This is a genomic window from Bradyrhizobium sp. 26S5 (assembly GCF_036923295.1).
GTDB lineage: Bacteria > Pseudomonadota > Alphaproteobacteria > Rhizobiales > Xanthobacteraceae > Bradyrhizobium > Bradyrhizobium septentrionale.
In genome coordinates, this window is the sequence record NZ_CP145950.1 from 63,559 (window position 1) to 85,920 (window position 22,362).

General features: G+C 61.1%; 21 protein-coding genes and 2 pseudogenes. 16 read left to right on the forward strand and 7 right to left on the reverse strand.

Going from position 1 to position 22,362, the window contains the following annotated elements; translation table 11 throughout:
- Positions 1–7 precede the first annotated feature (7 nt).
- From trbF to V5279_RS46735, 7 genes and pseudogenes are all read left to right on the forward strand, one after another.
- Complete coding sequence (gene trbF / locus V5279_RS46705) at positions 8–670, forward strand: conjugal transfer protein TrbF (protein ID WP_176540780.1); 663 nt, start codon at positions 8–10, stop codon at positions 668–670.
- 17 nt (positions 671–687) lie between these two features.
- Positions 688–1,512, forward strand: coding sequence for a P-type conjugative transfer protein TrbG (trbG, locus tag V5279_RS46710; protein WP_166107238.1), 825 nt, complete (start codon positions 688–690; stop codon positions 1,510–1,512).
- A gap of 4 nt (positions 1,513–1,516) precedes the next feature.
- The gene (trbH, locus tag V5279_RS46715) at positions 1,517–1,981 is read left to right on the forward strand and encodes a conjugal transfer protein TrbH (RefSeq protein ID WP_166107236.1); all 465 of its coding nucleotides are present in this window, start codon (positions 1,517–1,519) and stop codon (positions 1,979–1,981) included.
- 13 nt (positions 1,982–1,994) lie between these two features.
- Positions 1,995–2,519, forward strand: coding sequence for a hypothetical protein (locus V5279_RS46720; RefSeq protein WP_338702334.1), 525 nt, complete (start codon positions 1,995–1,997; stop codon positions 2,517–2,519).
- Between the two features lie 53 nt (positions 2,520–2,572).
- Positions 2,573–3,348, forward strand: a protein-coding gene (locus V5279_RS46725) for an IS5 family transposase (RefSeq protein WP_414646008.1) whose coding sequence is annotated in 2 segments (ribosomal slippage) — positions 2,573–2,899 and positions 2,902–3,348 — 774 coding nt in all. Because the reading frame shifts where the segments join, the coding sequence is not laid out codon by codon here.
- A gap of 29 nt (positions 3,349–3,377) precedes the next feature.
- Positions 3,378–4,151 (forward strand): annotated as a pseudogene (trbI, locus tag V5279_RS46730) (IncP-type conjugal transfer protein TrbI); the annotation flags it as partial.
- 330 nt (positions 4,152–4,481) lie between these two features.
- Complete coding sequence (locus tag V5279_RS46735; protein ID WP_224581099.1) at positions 4,482–5,333, forward strand: autoinducer binding domain-containing protein; 852 nt, start codon at positions 4,482–4,484, stop codon at positions 5,331–5,333.
- A 124-nt stretch (positions 5,334–5,457) separates the two neighbouring features.
- On the opposite strand, the gene V5279_RS46740 is transcribed toward V5279_RS46735, so the two are convergent.
- Positions 5,458–5,664 carry a cold-shock protein gene (locus V5279_RS46740; protein WP_166107232.1) on the reverse strand — a complete coding sequence of 69 codons (207 nt, stop codon included), beginning with the start codon at positions 5,662–5,664 and terminating at the stop codon, positions 5,458–5,460.
- 189 nt (positions 5,665–5,853) lie between these two features.
- Positions 5,854–7,137 (reverse strand): IS256 family transposase, encoded by a 1,284-nt coding sequence (locus V5279_RS46745; protein ID WP_338702339.1) that lies wholly within the window; start codon positions 7,135–7,137, stop codon positions 5,854–5,856.
- 382 nt (positions 7,138–7,519) lie between these two features.
- Between V5279_RS46745 and V5279_RS46750 the strand changes: the two genes are divergently transcribed.
- Complete coding sequence (locus V5279_RS46750) at positions 7,520–8,029, forward strand: Spy/CpxP family protein refolding chaperone (protein WP_224497274.1); 510 nt, start codon at positions 7,520–7,522, stop codon at positions 8,027–8,029.
- Between the two features lie 280 nt (positions 8,030–8,309).
- Here the strand turns inward: V5279_RS46750 and V5279_RS46755 are convergent, their stop codons facing one another.
- Positions 8,310–9,062: an outer membrane protein gene (locus tag V5279_RS46755; RefSeq protein ID WP_166218055.1), complete on the reverse strand. Its 753-nt coding sequence runs from the start codon at positions 9,060–9,062 to the stop codon at positions 8,310–8,312.
- A 197-nt stretch (positions 9,063–9,259) separates the two neighbouring features.
- Here V5279_RS46755 and V5279_RS46760 point away from each other — a divergent pair.
- Both V5279_RS46760 and V5279_RS46765 read left to right on the forward strand, forming a co-directional pair.
- A pseudogene (locus tag V5279_RS46760) lies at positions 9,260–9,398 on the forward strand (SulP family inorganic anion transporter); the annotation flags it as partial.
- A gap of 93 nt (positions 9,399–9,491) precedes the next feature.
- Positions 9,492–10,157: a helix-turn-helix domain-containing protein gene (locus tag V5279_RS46765; RefSeq protein WP_176535494.1), complete on the forward strand. Its 666-nt coding sequence runs from the start codon at positions 9,492–9,494 to the stop codon at positions 10,155–10,157.
- A 276-nt stretch (positions 10,158–10,433) separates the two neighbouring features.
- Here the strand turns inward: V5279_RS46765 and V5279_RS46770 are convergent, their stop codons facing one another.
- On the reverse strand, positions 10,434–10,700 hold the full coding sequence (locus V5279_RS46770) for a hypothetical protein (RefSeq protein ID WP_224497273.1): 267 nt from the start codon (positions 10,698–10,700) through the stop codon (positions 10,434–10,436).
- A 474-nt stretch (positions 10,701–11,174) separates the two neighbouring features.
- Here V5279_RS46770 and V5279_RS46775 point away from each other — a divergent pair, with 474 nt between their 5' ends.
- Positions 11,175–11,396, forward strand: a complete 222-nt coding sequence (locus V5279_RS46775) for a hypothetical protein (RefSeq protein ID WP_166107228.1) — start codon at positions 11,175–11,177, stop codon at positions 11,394–11,396.
- 23 nt (positions 11,397–11,419) lie between these two features.
- Positions 11,420–11,665: a hypothetical protein gene (locus V5279_RS46780; RefSeq protein WP_166107227.1), complete on the forward strand. Its 246-nt coding sequence runs from the start codon at positions 11,420–11,422 to the stop codon at positions 11,663–11,665.
- Positions 11,666–11,691: 26 nt separating this feature from the next.
- Here the strand turns inward: V5279_RS46780 and V5279_RS46785 are convergent, their stop codons facing one another.
- Positions 11,692–11,850: a hypothetical protein gene (locus V5279_RS46785; RefSeq protein WP_166107226.1), complete on the reverse strand. Its 159-nt coding sequence runs from the start codon at positions 11,848–11,850 to the stop codon at positions 11,692–11,694.
- A gap of 1,053 nt (positions 11,851–12,903) precedes the next feature.
- Positions 12,904–13,679 (reverse strand): IS5 family transposase gene (locus V5279_RS46795; protein ID WP_414646008.1). Its coding sequence is split into 2 segments (ribosomal slippage): positions 12,904–13,350 and positions 13,353–13,679, totalling 774 coding nucleotides; the frame shifts between segments, so codons are not numbered across the junction.
- Positions 13,680–14,225: 546 nt separating this feature from the next.
- Between V5279_RS46795 and V5279_RS46800 the strand changes: the two genes are divergently transcribed.
- The 3 genes from V5279_RS46800 (at position 14,226) to V5279_RS46810 (ending at position 18,198) form a co-directional block, all read left to right on the forward strand.
- On the forward strand, positions 14,226–15,569 hold the full coding sequence (locus V5279_RS46800) for an IS1380 family transposase (protein WP_224925054.1): 1,344 nt from the start codon (positions 14,226–14,228) through the stop codon (positions 15,567–15,569).
- A 305-nt stretch (positions 15,570–15,874) separates the two neighbouring features.
- Positions 15,875–17,353 carry a DNA topoisomerase gene (locus V5279_RS46805; protein WP_248114221.1) on the forward strand — a complete coding sequence of 493 codons (1,479 nt, stop codon included), beginning with the start codon at positions 15,875–15,877 and terminating at the stop codon, positions 17,351–17,353.
- Positions 17,354–17,820: 467 nt separating this feature from the next.
- Positions 17,821–18,198, forward strand: a complete 378-nt coding sequence (locus V5279_RS46810) for a hypothetical protein (RefSeq protein ID WP_166218064.1) — start codon at positions 17,821–17,823, stop codon at positions 18,196–18,198.
- A gap of 36 nt (positions 18,199–18,234) precedes the next feature.
- On the opposite strand, the gene V5279_RS46815 is transcribed toward V5279_RS46810, so the two are convergent.
- Positions 18,235–18,648, reverse strand: a complete 414-nt coding sequence (locus tag V5279_RS46815) for a 6-pyruvoyl trahydropterin synthase family protein (protein WP_166218067.1) — start codon at positions 18,646–18,648, stop codon at positions 18,235–18,237.
- A gap of 820 nt (positions 18,649–19,468) precedes the next feature.
- On the opposite strand from V5279_RS46815, the gene V5279_RS46820 reads away from it, so the two are divergent.
- Entirely contained in the window at positions 19,469–20,986 is a 1,518-nt protein-coding gene (locus V5279_RS46820) for an alkaline phosphatase family protein (protein ID WP_176535497.1), read from the forward strand.
- The last annotated feature ends 1,376 nt before the right edge of the window (positions 20,987–22,362 follow it).

Consider the following 22,362-nt stretch of genomic DNA (forward strand, 5'->3'; position numbering starts at 1 on the left):
ACGCGTTTTGGCCTCCCCCGACAGTCCCGAAAATCCCTATATCGCCGCGCGGCAGGAATGGACCGAGCGCTACGGCTCCTATGTGAAGGCCGCCAGCGCCTGGCGCATTGTCGGGATCGCGAGCCTCGGCCTCGCGCTCATGAGTACGGCCTATGCGCTCTACCAGAGCACGAAGGTCAAGCTCGTTCCCTACATCGTCGAGGTCGACAAGCTCGGTTCGTCCGTAAGTGCGGGCTTTCCGGCCCAGATCGAATACGCCGACCCGCGCGTGGTGCGCGCCACGCTCGCCGGCTTCATCACCAACTTCCGATCGGTGACGCCGGACACGGTGGTGCAGAAGCAATATATCGACCGCGTCTACGCCATGCTGCGCACGACGGACCCCGCGACCGAAAAGGTCAACGCCTGGTTCCGCTCGAGCTCTCCCTTCGACAAGGCCAAGACCGCGACGGTCGCGATCGAGGTCAACAATGTCGTGCCACTGTCGCCGCAGTCCTTCCAGATCGACTGGACCGAGTATGAGCGCGACCGCAAGGGCAAGGAAGTGGCGACCCGGCGCTTCCGGGGCGTGGCCAGCGTCGTGCTGATCCCGCCGCAGGATGAGGCGGTGATCCGGCTCAACCCGATCGGTCTCTACCTCAAGGATTTTGACTGGACCGCTCAGATCTGAAAGGCGCGCCCTTACCTATGACTGCAACAAGACCAACATTCCGGGCGGCCCTTCTGATCGCGACCGCCCTCGTTTCCATCACCGGCCTCCACAGCGCCGATGCCCAGAGCCTCAACCGGAAGGAAGCGAAGGGGATGGATATCTCCGGCCAATGGCGCGGCCGAACCGGGCTCGTGACGCGCGGCGCCGATGGCAAGGTGATCTTCCTCTATGGCGAAGTGCAGCCATCTGTTGTCTGCTCACCGCTGCAGGTCTGCGACCTCGAACTGGAGGGCGGGGAGGTCGTGCGCGACGTGCTCGTCGGCGACACCGTGCGCTGGAAGGTCGAGCCCGCGACCTCCGGCGCGACGGGCGGCCAGGCGATCCACCTCATCGTCAAGCCGACCGAGCCAGGCCTCGTCACCTCCATGGTGGTGACGACGTCGCGACGGACCTATCACATCCAGCTCAAGTCCCACGCCACGCAGTACATGGCGCGGGTCGGCTTCGACTATCCCGAGGACGTGTCCTCGCGCCTGGCGGATGTGAACGCCCGGATCGAGACGGGCGGCGCCGGCGTGCCGGCAGAGCAATTGAACTTCAGCTATTCGGTCTCGGGCAGCGCGGGCTGGCGGCCGACTCAAGTCTATAGCGACGGCACCAAGACGTACATCCAGTTCCCGGAGTCGGTCGCCTCGCGCGACGCGCCGGTCCTGTTCGTAGTCTCGGGCGGGCAGAACCGCATCGTCAATTATCGGATGAAGAGCAACATGATGATCGTCGACTATGCGGTCGACAGGGCCATCCTTGTCTCCGGCGTCGGCTGGAGCCAGGAAAAAATCACGATCCAGAGGCGAGGGTGACGGCATGATCCGCCCTTTCTTCTCCACCTTTCGCCCGGCACGCGCGGCCGCCTTCTTCCTCACGGCCGCCCTTCTTTCCGGATGCGCGACTTTCGGAACCGGCGGACTCGTTGCCAGCACCGCCCCAGCCGAACTCTTGGCCCCCGCTGCTTCGGCCGTCGCCGGTGATCTCGTTCCACGCCTTGCCGAACAAATCGGCCAGGGAAAGGCGACGATTGTCCTGAAGCCCGACGGCTCCGCCTTCGGTTCGGCCCTTGAGACTTCGCTGCGGGGCTGGGGTTACGCGGTCACGACCGATCAGGACACCAAGGATCCTAAAGCCATCCGGCTCGCCTATGTGCTCGCCTCCATGGACGGACAGATGCTCGCCCGCCTCTCGACCGGATCGATCGAGATCGGTCGCGTCTATTCCACGACCGCGACCAGCGCGCTGCCGGCAAGCCCGGTCTCGGTGATGAAGCGCAGCTGAGGGGAGGGGAGGCATGACCCAATCTCTGCAGCTCGGCGGCGGCTCCGGCGGGACGGGCGCGCCGAAGGACATTCGCCGTCTCAACCGCCTGCCGATCATCGCCGCGGCCGTGCTCGGCATCGTGTTCCTCGCGGTGATCTTCTACGGACTGACCTCGCGGGGACTTGTATTCCGCTCAACGTCCGACACGGGTTCGATCGGCGGCGCGCCCGCCACGACCTTCGCCGATCAGATGAAGCGCGGCGTTGCCGACGGCCTCATCGGCGACGGCCAACAGCCTCCGCCCGCGGCGCCGACGCCCGAGCCGAAACCTGCCCCGCAAAATCCCTTCGTCCCGCAACAGCCTGCCGTCGCCGAGCCGAGGGGCGGCGCACTCGAATCCGAAGAAGCCTGGCGGGCGCGTCTGGCCCGCGAAGGACAGGAACAGCTCCTCCGGGAGCGGCAGCGCCAGAGAATGGCGCGTCTGCAGGCGAGCAACATCGCGCTGGATTCGCCGCTCGCCATCGACACGCAGAAGATTAGGTGGTGTGGACTCTAAGGATTCCCTTTTAGGAGCAAATCAGATTCAAGGCTGCTTTTGGGGAGGCCGCCTTGGGTGTGATGGACCGTTTGGTATTGAGCGACGCGGCGTGGGAGCGGATAGCGCCGCTGATCATAGGGCGCCCCGATCAGAAGGGCTCCACCGGGCGCGACAACCGGATGTTCGTGGAAGGTGTGCTGTGGATCGTGCGTACGGGGTCTCCCTGGCGCGATCTTCCGGAGGTGTTTGGGGACTGGAACAGCGTGTTCCGGCGCTTCAGTCGATGGAGCATCAAGGGTGTTTGGTGGCGGATCTTCGAGGCGATGTCCGATGATCCGGACTTCGAATATCTGATCGTCGATTCCACCATTGTTCGGGCGCATCAGCACGCCGCCGGCGCCAAAAAGGGGGGTCTGAAGATCAAGCGGAAGATCAAGCGATCGGCCGCTCGCGCGGCGGCCTGAGCACCAAGATACATATGGCCGTTCGAGGCTTGGGATGTCCGGTGCGGTTCACGCTTACCGCAGGTCAGAAGGGCGATGCACCGCAAGCCGCCGCATTGATCGAAGGCTTATCCGCCGAGGTCGTCATGGCCGATACGGCCTATGACGCCGATCACTTGCGCCAAGCCATCGCCGCCAAAGGCGCGCTCGCCGTGATCCCCAACAACCCGTCACGCGCGCTCAAATATCCACTCGACAAGCATTTCTATGCCCAGCGTCATCTCGTCGAATGCTGCTTCTCAAAGCTCAAGCAGTTCCGCCGCGTCGCAACCCGCTTCGAAAAAACGGCCCGGAACTACCGGGCCGTCGTCACTCTCGCAGCCATCGTTCTATGGATGCGCTAGTGTCCACACCACCTAAGGCTGCGTCGGCGGCCACGTCGCCGGCGAAACCGGGTGCGATGACACCGGCCTCATCCTCGCCGACCGACCTCTACAGCCTGGCGCTTCTGACCGGGCTCAACGGCCAGAACCTCGATCCCAACGGGCAAGCGAAGAAGGAGACTTTTTTCAACTCCGACCTCGCCAAGCTCGGCTATCTGCCGAACCAGGTCGTTCCCCCGCGCTCCTACTATGAGCTGAAGCGCGGCTCCGTCATCCCGGCGACGCTGATCACCGGCATCAATTCCGATCTGCCGGGCCGCATCACCGCTCAGGTCAGCCAGAACGTCTTCGACAGCGCCACTGGCTACCGCCTGCTCATCCCGCAAGGCACGAAACTGATGGGCCGCTACGACAGCAAGATCTCCTTCGGCCAGAGCCGCGTCCTCGTCATCTGGACCGACATCATCTTCCCGAACGGTTCGACGCTCCAGATCGGCGGCATGGCCGGAACGGACGCGGAAGGCTATGGCGGCTTCACCGACCAGGTCGACAACCACTACTTCAAGACCTTCGGCTCCGCGATCCTGCTCGCGATCATCGGCACGGGCATGGATATGGCGGCCCCGCAAAGCTCGACGCTCGCGACGCAGCAGACCGCGTCGGACGCCGCAAGGCGGAATTTTGCGGAAACCTTCGGCCGCGTCGCCGAGCGCACCATCAACAAGAACCTCGACGTGCAGCCGACGCTGGAGATTCGCCCCGGTTATCAGTTCAACGTCCTTGTCGATCAGGACATCGTGTTCCCGGGCGCTTATCGGGGCTGATCACACGCAATGCGACTGAAGCCGCCATCGATCGCGATGCTCGATCCACCAGTTTCTGCAATCCGGCCTCTAAATTTTCGCATTTGTTGCGCCAATTATAAATAACAAGCTACGTCAGACTGCATGAGACGCGAGGAGAGTGGAACGACACCTATGCACCAACGTCATAACCACGAAAACAGGAGCTTCGCCGAGTTGGCGAGTCAACTTAATCTATCTGTCCACGATGTGTCATGAGGATCTCGCGGTGAACCGAACCGCGTAGCGCTTCACGTTGAACCCTCGCGACAATGTGCACAAGAAGCGGCGCAGCGAAAATCGTTGTGTGGCGTGGAAGATCGCCAGCTTTTACCGTTCACAGCCGGCACCACCACCAGACATCAATCTCACCATCACTGCGTCCTGCGCCGAATCGAGCCGGGTGCTCGCCGCCAGAAAGAAGTCTTCAGAGAAATAATGGATACGAGGAGAATGGACCTAAAAACCTGGTTTCAGCGACTGACGGACGTCACTTCTGCCGCGAGAACGCAGGAAGTTCTGAGGGACGCGCTGCCGGATCTCGTGGAGGAATTGGGCTTTGACTGCTACGCCTATCTCTACATCCAGCCATCCAGAACTTATGCCTACTCGAACTATTCGCCGGAGTGGCTGAAGCACTATTTCGACAGCGACTACACGACGATTGATCCGGTCGTAAAAACCGCCAGCACGACTTTGCGCCCATTCACCTGGTGCTCCGGAGGCTCCCGCCATTCGGAAACGAAGGAGGTTCGGCGTTTCTATTCCGAGGCCGGCGACTTCGGGATCAGATCGGGTATCAGCATCCCGATACGGACGGCCTGCCGGCACATGTCGATGCTGACGCTCGCATCGAGCAAACCGTCCTTGACCCTCGATAAGGATATCGATCAGATCGCCGCCGTCACGGCGGTCGCGTTCCTGCATGCCAAGCTTGAAGAGCACAATGCGAAGCCGACCGCGCAGCCAACTTTCGAGCTGACGGCCAAGCAGACCCTCTGCCTCAAATGGTCGGCTGAGGGAAAGCCGATGAAGTCGATCGCCACCCTCGAAAATATGTCGTTCGCGACCGTGAATTTTCATCTCAACAACGCCCGCAAGGTGCTCGATGCGGGAAGTCTCGCCCAAGCCACGGCACTCGCGACGAAGCTCGGCCTGATCTGACCGCATCCTGCGCCCCTGGATCTATAGGATGAAACGGCCCCCAGCGCTGTGAACGCAGTGGGACCATTTCGAGTGGGCGCCCGACTGAGGCTGGGGCCGAGAATCAGGTGCCTACAACACAAGATCAAATACGCAGATTTTCTGCGCTGCTCTTACCACGCCTTTGATCCACCTTGACCTCGTAAGAGACTTTCTGCCCCTCACGCAAGTCTGAGAGGCCAGCCCGCTCAACCGCGCTTATGTGCACAAAAACATCTTGACCGCCGTCATCCGGCTGAATGAAGCCAAACCCCTTGGTCGCGTTGAACCACTTCACAACACCTGTCGCCACCGTCCGTCTCCTACTTAAGCAATCGCGTTGACAGTAAATCAGCTTGGACCATTCCCGCAAGCCGACCGGTGTTGATCGCTCAGCTTGTCACCCGTCTGGTGCCATGCATCGAATGGGATGCCCCCGGGCGGTTCATCGTTCTCGGCGACATGGAGAGCTATCGCCAAATTTTGGTGACGGCGCGGCCGGTCAGGCGGCGGCGGTTATGGGCTGACGGTCAGTCGGTTTGGCGATGACCTCGATCCCGTCGTTGAATGTCACACCGAGAACGAGTTTTGGCAACTGGTTGTGGCCATCGAGACGACGCCGGCTTTTCTGCGCGGCCTCAAGCAGTTTGAAGACCATCGCGAGCGCCGTTCTGTTGGACAGGCAGCCCTTCGATCGGATCGTGCGGTGGCGCACGGTAGCGAAGGTGCTTTCAATGGGATTGGTGGTCCGCAGGTGTTTCCAGTGTTCGGCCGGGAAGTCGTAGAACGCCAGTAGCGTGTCCCGATCCTTGCTCAGGCAGTCGGCCGCCTTCTCGTATTTGGGCGTATAGCTCTCGATGAAGGCGTCGAACGCCAGCTCGGCGGCGGCCTTGGTTTCGGCCATCCAGCTCTCCTGCAACGCGCGTTTGGCTTTAGGCTGCTGGCTCTTCGGCAACTTGGCGATCACGTTGGCGGTCTTGTGTACCCAGCAGCGCTGCTCGCGCGTTTTCGGCCAGACCTCGCCGGCGGCCTTCCAGAACCCGAGCGCGCCGTCGGCGATGGTGAGCCGCGGTGGCACGCCGAGCCCGCGCCGCATCAGGTCGAGCAGCAGATCGCGCCAGTCCTGCGCGCTCTCGCGGGCGCCATCGGTGAAGCCGACCAGTTCCTTGCGGCCTTCCGGCGTCGCGCCGATCAGCACCAGGATGCACTGCTTTTCGTCTTCGAGGCGTGCTTGGAGATGGATGCCATCGGCCCAGATGTAGACGTAGCGCTTCGCCGACAGATCGCGCCTCTGCCACGCGGTGTGTTCGTCAAGCCAACCGTCCTTCAGACGGCCGATGGCGGATGCCGACAACCCGGCAGCATCCTTGCCGAGCAGCGCAGCCAGAGCCTCGGAGAAGTCGCCGGTGGAGATGCCCTTCAGGTAAAGGATCGGCAGCAGCGTCTCGATCGATTTCGAGCGGCGCATGTAGGGCGGCAGGATCGACGGAGAGAACCGGATGCGGTCGGGATCGGTAGCCTCCGCCTTGCGATCGCGTACACGCGGCTGGCGGACGCCGACCGGACCGATACCATCCATCACCTCGCGTTCCGGCAGGTGACCGTGGCGCACGACGCGCTGGTGGCCGTCCGCAGTCTTCAAATCGGCATGCTTGCCGAGAAAGTCCGCGACCTCGGCCTCGACCGCCTGGGCCAACAGAGCACGCGCCCCATTGCGCAAGATTTCGGTGAGTTGATCGTCGACGTTTCCTGGCTGAACCAACTTGATGATGTTATCTTTGGACACGGCATATCGCTCCTTCGGTGGAGAAGTGGAGGCGTCAAGCACCCCCACGATATGCCGCCTTCCCGATTCCCGCCGTCACCAACTTTCAGCGATAGCTCCGACATGGAATTGGACAACGTCTGATCGATCGCGGGCCATCGCGCCTACTGCCACTGCAAGCGTCACATTGCACTACTGAACGCTGACCGCTGGCCGGACGGGCTGTCCGACATCGAGCCGCGGTTTGCCGGTCAGGTCTGCGCGTGCTGCTTTCGAGCGTCCGAGTCGACAGCCGGCGGAACTCGCCGGTAAGTGAGGGTCTACTTGACCCAAATCAATCTGCTTCAGAACTCCTATGGCCTTCTGCTTGGGGGGCGAACGACACGAGACCCAGGAGTTTGCGATGAGGATCAGAACGATAGCCTTTGCAGCAACCGCAGTTCTCTTAACAGCATCAACACTTGCCTACGCAGCGGAGACCTCTTCCACGGTAGGAATGGGGCATCCTAGCGCCGCCGACCTCAACGCCTTGACGGATGCGCGCGTCGGCATGATCAAGGCCGCCTTGCAGCTTACGCCCGATCAGGAAAAATACTGGCCGCCCGTGGAAGGGGCCATCCGTGCGAGAGCGAAGAACCGACAAGTCCGCTTCGAGCGGGTGGCCGAACTGCGCGATAGCAGCCCAATGGAAGCAATTGGTGAACGCAATCCGGTCGAACTTATGCAACGTCGAGCAGAAATACTGAGTCAACGCGCGGTTGACCTCAAGAAGCTCGCCGACACGTGGGAACCGCTTTATAAGACGCTAACACCGGACCAGAAGAAGAGGATGGCATTCGCGACATACGCGGCGATGCGCGGGATGCGAGATGCGATTGAACATCAGATCGAAACCGAAGATGACGACGACTAGACTACCTGGCGTGACGCGTCGCGGAGCAACCAGTTTTGGTCCGCGACGATCGTCGATACACGCAATCCGGAATCAACGCATTTGATGGCGCGCCGGTGCCCTGACAATTTCGGCGATGCCCGACGTCTCAAAGGCCAGATTGATGTAGTCGGCCACCTCGTGACGGCTTTAGGCCGGCCAGATTGGCGATCTGGGAGATGATCTTTCAGACATATTCTCTCCAACAAAAGGCCGGCAGAGATGCCGGCCTAATTGATTGGAGAAAAGTATTAGGACAAGGTCAGTATCTCGCCGCGACCGGAGCGCCGTAGCCGCCAAAGCGATAATTCAAGCGCACGGTGACCATATCCACGTCCTGGCTGATCCGGTCGTTGAGTACGGCAGCGAGGCGGGGATCGGCCACCGAGAAGGAGTTATTTGCGTGCCCCATCCACAGATGGTCGTACTCCGCACCGATCGACCAGTTGGGGGCGAAGCCATACTCAAAGCCGACACCCAAGGTGCCGCCCCAGCGCGTGCTATCCGCCGAGACCAAACCGATCCCGGTGGTGTTGTCGAATATGGTCAGGCGATTGCTGGTCACAGCAGCGCCGCCCTTCACGTAGAGCAGCGCCGAATTCCAGGCCCAACCGAGCTGGCCGGTGAAGAGACCGATTGCATCAGTCTTCGCGGTGGTCGAGAGCGTCGGATCGAAAAGGCTCACGCGCGTGTTCTTGATGTCGGCCCAATCGCCTTGAGCTTCCAATCCAAATACGAACTGATTGGTTTGCCAGCGATATCCAATTTGTCCACCGGCCACGCCGCCGGAACGATCACCGCAGCCGCTCGCGACGGTCCCCACAGCAGTGACGAAATCTACGCAGTTGTGGCTTTGGCCCCAGCCGCCGTTGGCGCCGATGTAGAAGCCGGTCCAATCGTAAATCGGAGCCACCATCGGCGGAGGCGCCTTGGTGTAGGGACGGGCCGCTAAATCCGCCGCGCTTGCCGGTACCGACAGGCTCAGCGCCATCGCGCCAACCAAAATCTTCTTCATATGTGTTTCTCCCAGTCCGCTTCAGTTGTCCCCGAAGCGTTGAGGCCAGGCAGGAGCGCCTACTTCACTATTCCAGTTCTAATTGTAGGGGAGATGCTGCCGGTAGGCTGTACCGGCGAAGCCACACTCGCCGGCCAAGTTCGAGGACAAGCTATTAATCCGACTTAAGAATTGCCATTGCCGAATCTTGATACCCCCTATCAGGCTTGCCGCCGCAGGTCGGCATCTTCGGTCTTATGCTGGGCAGCCTCGGCTATGCGCTGCTCGGGTCCCTCGCGTCACCTTGCCGTCGGACGGACTTCCGCGATCTCGCTGATGATGGCGGGCACGGTAGGCTGCTTTGAATTGCGCCAGATCAAGTGCGCTCATGCGCCCGTTGCCTAAAGTTCCCGAGTTCACCGCCACGTCCATTTTGTACGGAGTTCTGCGATGTTGATCAGGACTACCACAGTGAGCCGCCCTGCGGTTGATGGGCAATTGGCGGCCCTTGCCGGCCAGCAGATCATCTGTAGCGAATTTACCTATCGCAGAGGGATGGAAGTATTTGGGGAGGGAGAGGAGGCCGAGTACGTCTACCAGATCGTCTCTGGTACAATCCGGACCTACAAGATGCTCTGCGATGGCCGCCGGCAAATCAACTCGTTCCATCTCGCGGATGATATGTTCGGGCTTGAGAATGGGATAATTCACCGCTTCACCGCCGAAGCAGTGACTCAGGCCAAGGTTCGCATCACGAGCCGAAGCAGCCTGCTCGATACGATTGCGCAGCGGGAGCCGGGCCAGGCAAGCCTTCTCAACCTCGTCACGCGCAATCTTCAGCACGCCGAGAACCACATGCTTCTGCTAGGACGAAAGACGGCGCTCGAGAAGTTAGCCGCATTCCTTCTGGAAATGGACGAGCGGCTTGCTCATCCGAACGTCATGAGCTTGCCGATGAATCGCCGCGACATCGCCGACTATCTTGGATTGACCCTCGAAACCGTGTCGCGCGCGTTTTCGATCTTGCGTGATGATAAGATGCTAAGGTTCGATGGACAAACCCAGCGTCAACTCGTTTTGCTGGATCGGGAAGCGCTTGTGCAGCTCGACGCCTGATCGTGCGAGCACGGCAACGTTCAAGTGCTGCGAGCTGACTTTGTACGGTCACGCCAATTCGTCCGTCGATGTCCTGCTGAAGCGTATGTTTTTGGCGCGCTCTTTCCGGCGCAGACTCGTCGGCTGCAACGAGCTCGACCGGGTTCGGACCTGCCTCGCCTACTGGATGTCGACGAGAAGCTTTTATCGAGGCGCAATATACTGTCGGTTCCCGATCAAAGTCTGGCCATAAATACGAATGCAAGGACCGCCAAAGTTTAACCCAGGTAGCTCTGCCTACGTTGCCTGCCGCGGAGTGAGTTGAGCACCCGCGCAGCCGTGTTTGCGCCAGCCAATCTCACTCATGCTGCAGCCCCAGGCCTTGTGCTCGAACACCGGCCAGTAGCGCTCGGCGAACTTCCTGTCGAACCCGCTATTGTGCGCTATGACGATGACTGCATCGTCTACGAAGGTCGCGGTGGCCGCATCGTCGAATCTGTGACCGGCCACCATCTCGGCGGTGATGCCCGTGAGTGCCGTAACGTCCGCCGAAAATAGAACCACTCGGCTCGTGGAAGGCGGAGAAGGTGTCGCGGACGCCGACGATCCGCCCGTCCGGCGTATAGTCGAACTTGAGCATCCCGAACTCGATCATCTCGTCTCTGGCGTGATCGAGGCCGGTCGTCTCGGTGTCCACTAGGACGCTGGTCTTGCAACCTGCCCGATGGTCGGCTGGGACGCGGCCCGCGGTATCAGGCGCCGCAACACTCGGTAGTCGGCCGACTGGCTCAAAGCCTCGGCCATCGCGGCCAGATCCGATGCGTCCTGAAGCATATCTTTCAGGGAATGCGATCCGATAGGCTCGGTAAGGTCGTACAATACCGTGTGCGCAGTGCACGGGGTGGCGCAAAGCCGCGCAATTCGTCGCGCCCTCGCCGGCATGTTCACGATTTTCGGCGACCATCCGCCGTCCAGAGCGGAACGGCCCTCCGTCAGGCGACTTGATCTCCCGAAGAGGCATAAATTCGGAGAGGAACCATGAAGACGATATTGGCAATAGCCTGCCTGACCGCACTCGCCTTCGCGTCGCCGGCGGAAGCCAAGGGATGCATTAAGGGCGCCATCGTCGGCGGTGTCGCTGGCCACATGGCCGGCCATGGCAAGCTCGGCGCGGCGGCGGGATGCGTCGTCGGATATCACGAAGCCAACAAGCAGAACCCGAACAACTCGAACGCTCAGGCTCCCTCGGGCCAGAAGTAGCGCGCGAGCACCTGGGCTGCGCCGTGAAGATCAGATCTCATTCCGAGAGCCACATCGTCGAGCTCGACGATGGCTCGCGCTGGAAGATATTTCCCGGCGACCTCGATCTGACGCTGAACTGGAAGCCCGAGACGGAAATCGTCGTCATGCCGGCTGACGATGATCTCAGTTCTCACCTGCTGGTCGGCGGAGACGCAAAGGTGCGGGCGATCGCCGAGGGCGAAAGCTGGTCGGCAGGTGAGGTCAAGGCGGTGCTGAAGGAAGGATAGGGATGTGCAGCGCGGCGGCCAGACCTTCAGAAAAAGTCTGCAGCGAGGTTCAGGCCATAGGTCATCGCCGCAAGAAGGGAGAGCAAAAGGCCTGCGCCGCAAAAGATCATGATGGTCTTGAGCCCATCGGAGCCGCCGACGTCCACGCTCGCGGAACGCAACAGCACTTTGGCGAATGCGATCATCGTCGGTCTCCTCGAGAGTAAGCGGCGTGACGAGGATAGCCGAGGGCAGCTTCGGCGAGTGTGAACCAGCTCTCAGGTCCGCTGGATCTCGATCGGGTGGGTAGCTTGCCCAGTGGCAGCCTTTTTGAGGGCATCCCGCTCCCGACAGAGATTATCGACCTTGGCTCGCATCCGGACGAGCAGCAGTTCAGCGGATGCCGTCGGGACGCCGGCCCGCTGCAGCATCCGGATCTCGCTCTCCTGAGCGCTGAGCTGCACTAATCAGCCCGAGGAGTATTTCAGCCGTTTGCGCTGCGCTGAGATCGGTATCCACCATCATATTGCTGGCGGGCTACGCGCAGGTTTTTGAGCTGCTTTGGCACCGTCCTAATCTTCGTAGTCGATGGAGCCGGCTGCCCCAGCCCGGCTGGCTGGGGGCCGTGGGCGGCCGAGCCGGGGCAACGCCTCGCTGGGCGGCGGGCCAGTGTGGCGCTTCCCTACGCTACGCCGCGTATTGAGCTATTCAACGGAGAACCGTAGCGAAAAGCGGCGGTTGCAACGCGAAGCGCAGCCCGGAGGAGCGCGATCGCGGCTGGCGGTGCAAGCGCTTCACTCCGGGCGCAGTCGCCCGCGCGCCTGTGTCCCGCGCTGACTTACTGACCATGTCAGCGAAAGAATGAGGCGGAGCTACGACCTGTGCCCCGCCGATCGATGCCGGAAAATGGCGGATGCGCCGCAGCAACTTAATCGCGTCGCTTTCTTGATCGCGCTCAAGCCACAAGGGTGCCTCAGCGATTCCCTGGCTTCTTCAGGTAAAGAAGCCAGGGATGCTTCCACTCGGCGCCGCCCACGCGGAATAGGCAGCATCGTCAGGTTGTATCAAAACGCAGCTTCGCGCCATTAGCCATTGGGGTTAGCGACTTTTGTCGGCATGGCACTGGATCTCCCCGCCAGCCCAGCCAAAAGCCCCTCCCGGGGCGGCTTTCGCGCGCCCTTGGGTTGCATTAAGCTTGAAAGCCTATGTTTGAAGCAGTGGGGAAAATATCATGGAAGACGCCCTAGGTGGTGTGGACACTAGCGCATCCATAGAACGATGGCTGCGAGAGTGACGACGGCCCGGTAGTTCCGGGCCGTTTTTTCGAAGCGGGTTGCGACGCGGCGGAACTGCTTGAGCTTTGAGAAGCAGCATTCGACGAGATGACGCTGGGCATAGAAATGCTTGTCGAGTGGATATTTGAGCGCGCGTGACGGGTTGTTGGGGATCACGGCGAGCGCGCCTTTGGCGGCGATGGCTTGGCGCAAGTGATCGGCGTCATAGGCCGTATCGGCCATGACGACCTCGGCGGATAAGCCTTCGATCAATGCGGCGGCTTGCGGTGCATCGCCCTTCTGACCTGCGGTAAGCGTGAACCGCACCGGACATCCCAAGCCTCGAACGGCCATATGTATCTTGGTGCTCAGGCCGCCGCGCGAGCGGCCGATCGCTTGATCTTCCGCTTGATCTTCAGACCCCCCTTTTTGGCGCCGGCGGCGTGCTGATGCGCCCGAACAATGGTGGAATCGACGATCAGATATTCGAAGTCCGGATCATCGGACATCGCCTCGAAGATCCGCCACCAAACACCCTTGATGCTCCATCGACTGAAGCGCCGGAACACGCTGTTCCAGTCCCCAAACACCTCCGGAAGATCGCGCCAGGGAGACCCCGTACGCACGATCCACAGCACACCTTCCACGAACATCCGGTTGTCGCGCCCGGTGGAGCCCTTCTGATCGGGGCGCCCTATGATCAGCGGCGCTATCCGCTCCCACGCCGCGTCGCTCAATACCAAACGGTCCATCACACCCAAGGCGGCCTCCCCAAAAGCAGCCTTGAATCTGATTTGCTCCTAAAAGGGAATCCTTAGAGTCCACACCACCTAGAACGGGCCTACCCATGAAACCGCTAATCGGACTTATCGCGCCGCTCTTTACGACCGGCGCATTTGCACAAGCCGCTCCCCCGAAGGCGGCTAAAAGGCCGCCCGTTCAGATCAGGCCGCAAGCGCCAATGGGTTGCAAACTGGTCGGCACGGTCAGGGGCACCAAGATCTGGGCGGGCGACTGCATTGCTGCGGCACCCGCCGCGGAAACTCCACCACCGCCATCACCCCCGCCTGCACCGCCTAGTGGCCTCAGCGCCCCTGCAGAGAAGCAGTGATTAGGCGACGTTCCGCCGGCCGGTTGAGAATCGGTTGAGGCAAAGAAATGACAGTCGTCGACCTAAAGGAGCTAGCCCGTCTTATTCGTCAGAGGGCGCCTGAGAGGCTGGCGAGCCTGGTGTAAAGCGCTGATGCGGCGTAGGATTCGGTTGCGAAGCCAACCCCATCACCTCAACCGCGAACGCCACGCCCGCCATGACCGACGATATGATTCTGCCCTTCTCGTTTCCAGCCGTTCACGCCAAGAAAGTCACAGCTGCCTTCGATGGCGGTCGGCTGACCTCGAACGGGGACGTGATGCTTCTGGCGATGGCCGAGCGGCGTCTCGGCTTGGCCGACAATTTGGCCCGGGTGTTCCCGGATCGGCGCGATCCGACGCGGGTCGTGCACAGCCTTGTCGATATGTTCCGCGCGCGCATGTTCGCGATCTGCTGCGGCTACGAGGACGCCGACGACCTCGATCATCTGCGGTCCGATCCCGCATTCAAGCTGGCCTGCGGACGGCTGCCGGACACGGGTCGCGATCTGTGTTCCCAACCGACGCTGTCGCGGCTGGAGAATGCTCCGCGCCTGCGCGACGTGATCCGACTGACCTACACTTTGGTCGACGCATGGATGGATAGCTACCCGCGCGAGCCGGCATCCGTCACGCTCGACATCGATGATACCTGCGATGTCGTCCACGGCCATCAGCAGCTCTCGCTGTTCAACGCTCATTATGACGAACGCTGCTTCCTGCCGATCCACGTCTACGACACGGAGAAGAGCCGGCCCGTGGCGGTCGTGCTGCGGCCCGGCAAGACGCCGGGCGGCGTCGAGGTGCGTGCCCACCTGCGCCGCCTGATCCGGCATATCCGGACGCGGTGGCACAACACGCGAATTACGTTCCGTGGCGACGGGCACTATGCCCGGCCGGAGGCAATGGCGTGGTGCGAGACCAACGGCATCGACTACATCTTCGGTCTGTCCGGCACCAAGCCGCTCGCCAGAAAAGTCGACGAGGCCGCCGACGGCATCCGCACGCGACGCGCCATCGAGAACCTGCCGGTTCTGCGTGGCTATACCGAGACGCGCCACAAGGCAAAGTCCTGGGATCGCGAACGACGTACCGTCGCCCGTATTGAGGCGACGATGCTCGGCCTCGACATCCGTTTCGTCGTCACCAGCCTCGATGTCGGCTCGGCCGAGTGGATCTACGACAGCCTGTATTGCGCGCGCGGCCAAGCCGAGAATCTGATCAAGGTGCATAAGACACAGCTCGCCTCCGATCGCACCAGCTGCCGTTCGGCGCTCGCCAATCAAGTCCGCCTCGTTCTCGACACCGCCGCTTATTGGCTGATGCTGACCGTGCGCGACGCGATTCCCAAAGCCCGGGAATTGGCCACAGCCGAGTTCGCGACGCTGCGTCTTCGTCTCTTGAAACTCGCTGCCCGTGTCGTCGAGACCACGAGCCGCATTCGCCTTGCGTTTGCCGCGGCATGTCCCGAAGCCGACCTGATCCGCGGCTTGCCAGGCGCGCTGCTGCCGCTCGGTCCTTGACCGGCGGGGCGTCCGCCCCCCGTTCGCCCAACCCATCCCTCAAGCGCGTTGCAAAGTACCGGTCGTCAGGCGGTGAAAGCCGAAGGCAATCCCGCGCGCCTCGTCAGAGCAGATGTGCGGCCACATCAATCGGACTAAAAAACGCACTCTCACGAATAGGACGGGCTAGCGGAAATGGCGGTACAGCTAGAGCATGATGTGTTTATACGGAAACGTACCCTGAATTTTTGAGATAGTTGGCGCACTCCTCCTTGGAGAAGCCGTTGGGTCGCGCTACGGCAGATGTTCTGCCGGCCGAGGGTCATTTGTTCGACCTGCTCGAACCGGAAGATGTGGCGCCGGAATGGAAACGCTGGTCGCCGATTCTCCTGCGGCCGGAGGGTCTTTATGGTACTCGCCCGGCAAAGGGCGGCAACAAGGCCGCCAAGCTCAAAGCCATCCGAGAGGCCCTACGCACCGCCCAGCAGGTTTGGCTCGCCACCGACTGCGACCGCGAAGGCCAGCTCATCGGTCAGGAAATTCTCGAGCATTACAATTACCGCGGCCGGGTGCTCCGGGTACTATTCACCGCGCAGGACGCGCAGACCATCCGCGACGCGTTCGTGCGGGCAAAATCCAATGCCGAATATGCCAGGCTTTACGCCGCGGCCGTCGCCCGACGGCAGGCGGACCAGATCTACAACCTGTCGCTCACGCGCACCGCGACCGTCATCCTGGGGCAAGGTGCTCGGCGTGTGATCGGGGTTGGTCGCGTGAAGACGCCGACCTTGGCGATTGTCTGCACGCGCGAACTGGAAATCCGAAACTTCGTGCCGCTCTCCTATTTTGAGGTTGTTGCGACCGCGAAGGTTGCCGGAGGGCAATTCCAGATGCGTCACGCGCCGCAGGAGCGGATTGTCCGTCGCGAGGTCGCCCAGGATATCGTTAATGCAGCTCAGGGCTTCGAGGGCGCGCTTGCGGTGCGCGTCGAAGAAAAGCGGCATGGGCCACCCAAGCTGCACGATTTGCCGTCACTACAGAAACTGTGCGGCTCTCGCTTCGGCTGGCCGGCCAGCAAGACGCTCGAGGTGGCGCAGGAACTCTATGACGGTCAGAGCAAGAAGATCATCACCTATCCGCGCGCGGAGGTACGCTACCTGCCGCAGAGCTTGATAGCGGACGTTCCGAAGATCGTGACCGGACTGCAGGTAGGCCAAGCGTTCAGCGCAATCCCCATGCCAGAGCCTCCGATGATCCGCAAAGGTGCAAGCGGCAGTTTCTACGATAAGGGACTGGAGGGCGCGAGCCATCACGCCGTCATTCCCAATGTCAACACGATCGATAAGCTGCGCGAGGTCTGGCTTCGTCTGTCATCCGATAAGAAGAAACTGTTCGACCTCGTCGCGCGGGCCTATCTGGCAGCGCTGATGCTCGACTTCCGCTATCGGCAGACAAACGCAACTCTCGACGTCCATGGCTTCGAGCTCCGCGCCTCCGGCCGCCAGAGCATCGATCTCGGTTGGCACGCAGCATTCCCGGACTGGCAGCCCGTCGACGAAAATGGCGATGAAGCACAATTGCTTCCGGAGCTGCGCCAAGGTGAGACCGCACAACTGCAGAATTCCAAAATTGACGACAAGGAAACTCGGCCGCCGCCGCGTTACAACGAAGGCACCCTCATCGATGCGATGCAAAATGCTTGGCGCTTCGTCGACGACGAGCCCCTTCGGCAACGCCTGAAGGAAGCCAAGGTCAATCTGATCGCCTACAACCTGATCCGCATCCCCAAACTGGTTGCAGCGTAGCCAACTTGGCGTCCAGACCACCAAAGCGCTTCAAACTCTCAAACAAATCATCCCAACAATGGCACCCGCGACAGAACAAACGTAAGCGCGAAGCCGATACCCTGGCTTCAGAGTTAGAATGAATGTGCGAAGAAGCCTCCGGCTTGGAACGGAGGTTTGGATGGGATTGGACAGCAAAAAGGACGTCCATTTGGGCGGCTCACCGGTGGGGCCGGTGAGCCGGCTGGAGCGAGGCGCCGGCGCAGGCACGGGCTGGGGCGGCAGGTGCACGACATCCGGTGCCGACGGGCGATTGATCGGGCGAAGATCAATCGGAGCGCGCGGCGCAGGAGTCACGATCGGCGGCGTCGGAATGCGCGGCGGCACATAGGTCGGCGCCGGCACCGGGATACGTGGCGGCGGAACGTAGGTCGGCTGCACCGGCGTCATCCTCGCGGTCGCATTGGACATTCGTTACAACACGCGGAATGTGTGTCATCGACGGGCGAGATTTCCTCGCGACCGTCTTTCAGCTCGGAAATCCTGATGCAAGCCGAGGCGTACTTGGGAGACTATTTGGCCCGGCAATCCTTCGTTATGCTGATCGCGCCTGGTCACTCCCGGCCACTGATACCCAGGGACGGATCGGGTGCTTTGACCTAGCCCGGCAGGACGACGAGGTCATCGCGGCACATGCCGCCAACGAGCTTGTGATCGGCGGCCGTTATCAGACTCGGTTCTCCTCGGCATTCCTGGTACGGGCACCAATTGTCCCAAAGTCCATCCTCGCGGTCGAGCGGGTCGACCATCGCGGCTACGTATTGCCGGAGATCAACATCACGCTGGAGAAGGCGTTGGGTCGTTAAAGGCGATCCAGTCGTCTCGGACCGGCCCAAACTCAATCAGCTAACCTCCGCCCAACAATCGTCGTTCTCATAAATCCGCACGCTCTCGCAATCAGGAATGCGCTCAAAGAACCAACTGGCAATGATCTCGGCGGTCGGGTTCTCCAGTCCTTCGACATCGTTGAGAAGTCGATGATCGACCAGTTTAATCAACGGCCCCACCTCGGCATCCATCTCAGCGAAGTCCTTCACGAAGCCCCTACCGTCCAACCCTCCCTGCATCACGACTTCCATGCGGTAGTTGTGTCCGTGTAGATTCTTGCACTTGTGGCCATCGGGTAGATTGGGAAGGCGATGAGCGGATTCGAACCTATAGGTGCGCCCAATCCGCGTTGTGAGAACGACATCATCGCCGTCACTCCGCGAGCGCCTCTCAGAAACAATGCGCTGGGAAGAAAAGTGCTTGTTCATGGTATCCCCATAAGCTTGTGCGCCTGAAGAATCACTCTCCAGAGCAAATTACTCAGGCAATAGGCGATAGCCAACTCCGTATCTCATTTGCGGTAAGGCCCATGCGAACCGGCCGCACCTCACAAAAGGCATCGCCGGACTAATGCGGCGGTCGCGCAAGCGAAGGCTGCAAAGGAAGAGCGCAAGACCGCGCGCACGACACGGTGCGCGGATGCCCAGCAGTCGTGACGGCGTAGACAGTAGGACTCCTCCCCCGATGCCCCGATTGCGCTAAAAAACCGCCGAAGAAGGAAGAATTCCTAATAAGCCCGGCCGAATTTTGTGACCACCTGCGTTTAACCCCAATCCATGCGGCCGGGACGTCAATTCAGGTCCGTTTCGAGCTGCGAAAGTGTGTTTTCGGACTTGGGCAGCAAAAGCGGAGTCCGTCTGGGACGAGAGCTTGCGTGCCGGACAGAGGGTCGCGACGGAGCAACGACAATCGAAAGTTCAAGTGTCGATCATCCTCACCTTTAGCACAATCTCGTCGTTGCCTTCCCGTTGCACCGGGACAACGTCCACTACCCGTCGTCGCTCTGGACGCACGGACCAGACGCTGCTGAACAGCGTCTAGCAGTCACTCGTGTCAGCTTCGCGTGAGCGTCCCTTGCCCCGAATGTTTCGGCGCGCCCATTGACACCAAACGCCACTTGCCGGATCGTGTTGAGCGAGCAGACCCATTATTAACATCAAAAGTTGTGCACGCACGCAAGCTGATCGCGAGAAGGCTGCAGAGCGCACGCGAGCAAAGACGATTTTAAGGCCGCCACGGAGAGCCGAAGTGAGTCCTCCTCTTTCGCACATTTTCGTACTCATGCTCGAAAATCGCTCGTTCGATCACATGCTCGGCTTCTCGGGCATTGTCGGAACGGACGCTGTCACCGGCCGGCGACGTTCGGTCAACGGACTTACCGGGTCGGAAGCCAACCAATATCAAGGACGAACCTACCCGGTCAGCCACCCAGCCGATTCGGCGATGGCTGCCGATCCCGGCCACGAGTTCACGGATACGGTCGAGCAGCTCTGTGGACCGACGGCAACTTACCCGCCAAGCGGCAGCTATCCGCCGATCAACAACAGCGGGTTCGTCGCCGACTACGCCGCGCATGTTAGAAGCAACGCGGGCGCCATCATGAAATGCTTCTCGCCGGATCAACTGCCAGTCTTGACAAAACTCGCCTCGACCTTCGCTGTTTGCGATAGCTGGTTTGCCTCAATTCCAGGCCCTACGTTCCCAAACCGATTCTTTGCCTGCGGCGCTTCGTCCGGCGGACTCGACCACAGTCCGACGTCGTGGGAACTGTTTACGTGGGAGACCGTCTCCGGGTTTCAGCTGCCCCATGGCTCGATCTTCGATGCCCTCGGGGCGAAGTTCGGTTCGGGATGGCGCATCTATGCTGGCGACAATCTGCCGATGGCGACCGCGCTCAAGAACATCCACCATGCGAATGTCACGCCTTACGCTTCGTTCGCCAATGATGTAGCCAACGCAAATTACCCTTGGCTCTATACCTGGATCGAACCAAATTACGGCGACGTTCCTGGCGGCACATACAAAGGCGGCAACTCCCAGCATCCTCTCGACGGAGTGACTGCTGGCGAAGCGCTGATCAAGTCAACTTACGAAGCAATTCGAAATTCGCCCCATTGGGCCACCGCCCTCCTCATTATCACCTGGGACGAGCACGGCGGATTCTACGACCACGTTATTCCGCCGCGGGCAGTCCCGCCCGGCGATACGCAGCCAGGCTCCAAATACAATCAATTCGGTTTCACTTTCGCTCAGTATGGCGTTCGCGTCCCAGCAGTGGTGGTGTCGCCGCTGATCCCGCCAAATGTCGTCGATGGAAGGCTTTATGACCACGCCACGATCCCGGCGACCGTCGAGGCTGCATTCGGCATCAAGCCGCTGACGGCACGAGACGCAGCAGCCAATACGGTGCTTCCTTTGCTGTCGCTGACACAGCCGCGCGACTGCCCGAAACGATTGCCAACACCCGTTCCCCTCGAGGCGCCCAGAGTTCGGCAGCTCATGCCGCGGCCGACCGATACGGTCAACAGCGGCAATCTGCCAGGCGTCCTCCTTGCGGCGGCGCGACTCGATCAGGAGCTCTCGCCGCCCTCCGAGGTGCAGGCGATCCTTGCGAAGGTCCAGTCCATCCAAACGCGGGAAGACGCCCAGCGGTACCTGGACGAGGTCAACTCGAAAGCCGAAGCCGAGAAAGCCGATGAGCAAGCCCGTTTTCGGCTGTTGCGCCGAAAGCCCAGGAAGCGGAGCACGAAAAAGAACGCAACCTAATGAAAGGAGGTCAAACATGCGGGCAAACACGAAACTCCTTATTAGCACCGGCAGTCTTTCAATCTTGATTGGTCTCATGGCCAACCCGGGGCCCGTAAGCGCCGCCGAACTTATTGACATGGTCGCGTCCCGGCCATGCTCGGCGATCGCGGGTGATCGCGTCGGCGCCTCCGGCAATTGCAGCGCTTCCGCCGACCACAAGAAACTGGCAGTCACGCTGACGGCAAAGCAGATCGATCTGAACAAATCACCTGGTGACGCCGGCTCTGTCAGCTTCGATCTGCCCGACGGCGTCACCTTTCCCGGCTCTGAAGCCCGCCGGATTTCGGTCGATGGCTTGATGCTCTACAATGATGCTCTCGCTCCCGAAGTCTGGCGGGTGAACCCCGGCAGCACGCTCGAGATCAAGCTGGTCAACCACTTAAGCGCCGGCGAAACAGGCTCCACGAACCTTCACACGCACGGGCTTCTTGTTACGCCAGACCTCGACACCAAGGGCGCAAAGGCCCTCGAGCCGGTCGGCGACACCGTTTACGTTTGCACGATTCCGGAGGGTGAGAGCACGACCTCGCCGAGCGCCAAGAACTGCGCGGCTCACGGCGCCTACTACGGCAACACAACCTCAGAAATGAATTACCGGATCGCTTTGCCGTCGGATCATCCAGAAGGCCTGTTTTGGTATCACCCGCACGTCCACATGAATGCGCGCACGCAGGTCGGCGCTGGCCTCTCCGGGCTCATCTTCGTCCAGGGCGCAACCGGCAGCGCCAGCGGTGGCGCGCGCGTAACAAGCGGCGCTCAGCCAACCGAACGCTTCCTGATGCTGAAGGATCACCAGATCGGTTCGGTCTCGGGAGGCGATCCGGCGACCCTCAAAGCCAGCTTCCTGCCGGTCGGAGACCACGATGCCGGGCTTTGCGGCGCCGGAACGACGGTGCGCGGCACCTGCTTCGCCGACGACAAGGGCTGGCTCTTCACCGTAAACGGCCAAGTTTACCCGCACATCACAGTCAAGTCGGGCGAGCGCGAGATTTGGCGGATCGCCAATACCAGCGCCGACATGACCTACGATCTCGCGCTTGTGGCCAAAGACAGCGGCCGTCCGCTACGCATGCAACTCCTAGCGCGCGACGGCATTGCTGCAGCCCAGGAAGGCGCAGATTCCGCCATTCTCGTCGAACGTGTGCTTATGATGCCAAGCTCTCGCATCGAGGTGGCCATCGATCGCGTCGCCAGCGAAGGCCTGTTCGACAGCGGCAAGCCGCTGGAAGCGGTGTTGAAGACGTACGGCTATTACACGGGTGGCGACGCCTGGCCGGCGGTCGAGCTTGCGAGCGTGACATTCGAAGCCGCTCCGGCTGCGATCCCGACGGCGA

Bases quoted from the DNA above. Each gene is read 5' to 3' on its own strand.
- trbG (WP_166107238.1), top strand. From the start codon at position 688: ATGACTGCAACAAGACCAACATTCCGGGCGGCCCTTCTGATCGCGACC.
- trbH (WP_166107236.1), top strand. From the start codon at position 1,517: ATGATCCGCCCTTTCTTCTCCACCTTTCGCCCGGCACGCGCGGCCGCC.
- V5279_RS46720 (WP_338702334.1), top strand. From the start codon at position 1,995: ATGACCCAATCTCTGCAGCTCGGCGGCGGCTCCGGCGGGACGGGCGCG.
- V5279_RS46750 (WP_224497274.1), top strand. From the start codon at position 7,520: ATGAGGATCAGAACGATAGCCTTTGCAGCAACCGCAGTTCTCTTAACA.
- V5279_RS46755 (WP_166218055.1), bottom strand. From the start codon at position 9,062: ATGAAGAAGATTTTGGTTGGCGCGATGGCGCTGAGCCTGTCGGTACCG.
- V5279_RS46765 (WP_176535494.1), top strand. From the start codon at position 9,492: ATGTTGATCAGGACTACCACAGTGAGCCGCCCTGCGGTTGATGGGCAA.
- V5279_RS46775 (WP_166107228.1), top strand. From the start codon at position 11,175: ATGAAGACGATATTGGCAATAGCCTGCCTGACCGCACTCGCCTTCGCG.
- V5279_RS46785 (WP_166107226.1), bottom strand. From the start codon at position 11,850: ATGATCGCATTCGCCAAAGTGCTGTTGCGTTCCGCGAGCGTGGACGTC.
- V5279_RS46800 (WP_224925054.1), top strand. From the start codon at position 14,226: ATGACCGACGATATGATTCTGCCCTTCTCGTTTCCAGCCGTTCACGCC.
- V5279_RS46810 (WP_166218064.1), top strand. From the start codon at position 17,821: ATGTGTGTCATCGACGGGCGAGATTTCCTCGCGACCGTCTTTCAGCTC.
- V5279_RS46815 (WP_166218067.1), bottom strand. From the start codon at position 18,648: ATGAACAAGCACTTTTCTTCCCAGCGCATTGTTTCTGAGAGGCGCTCG.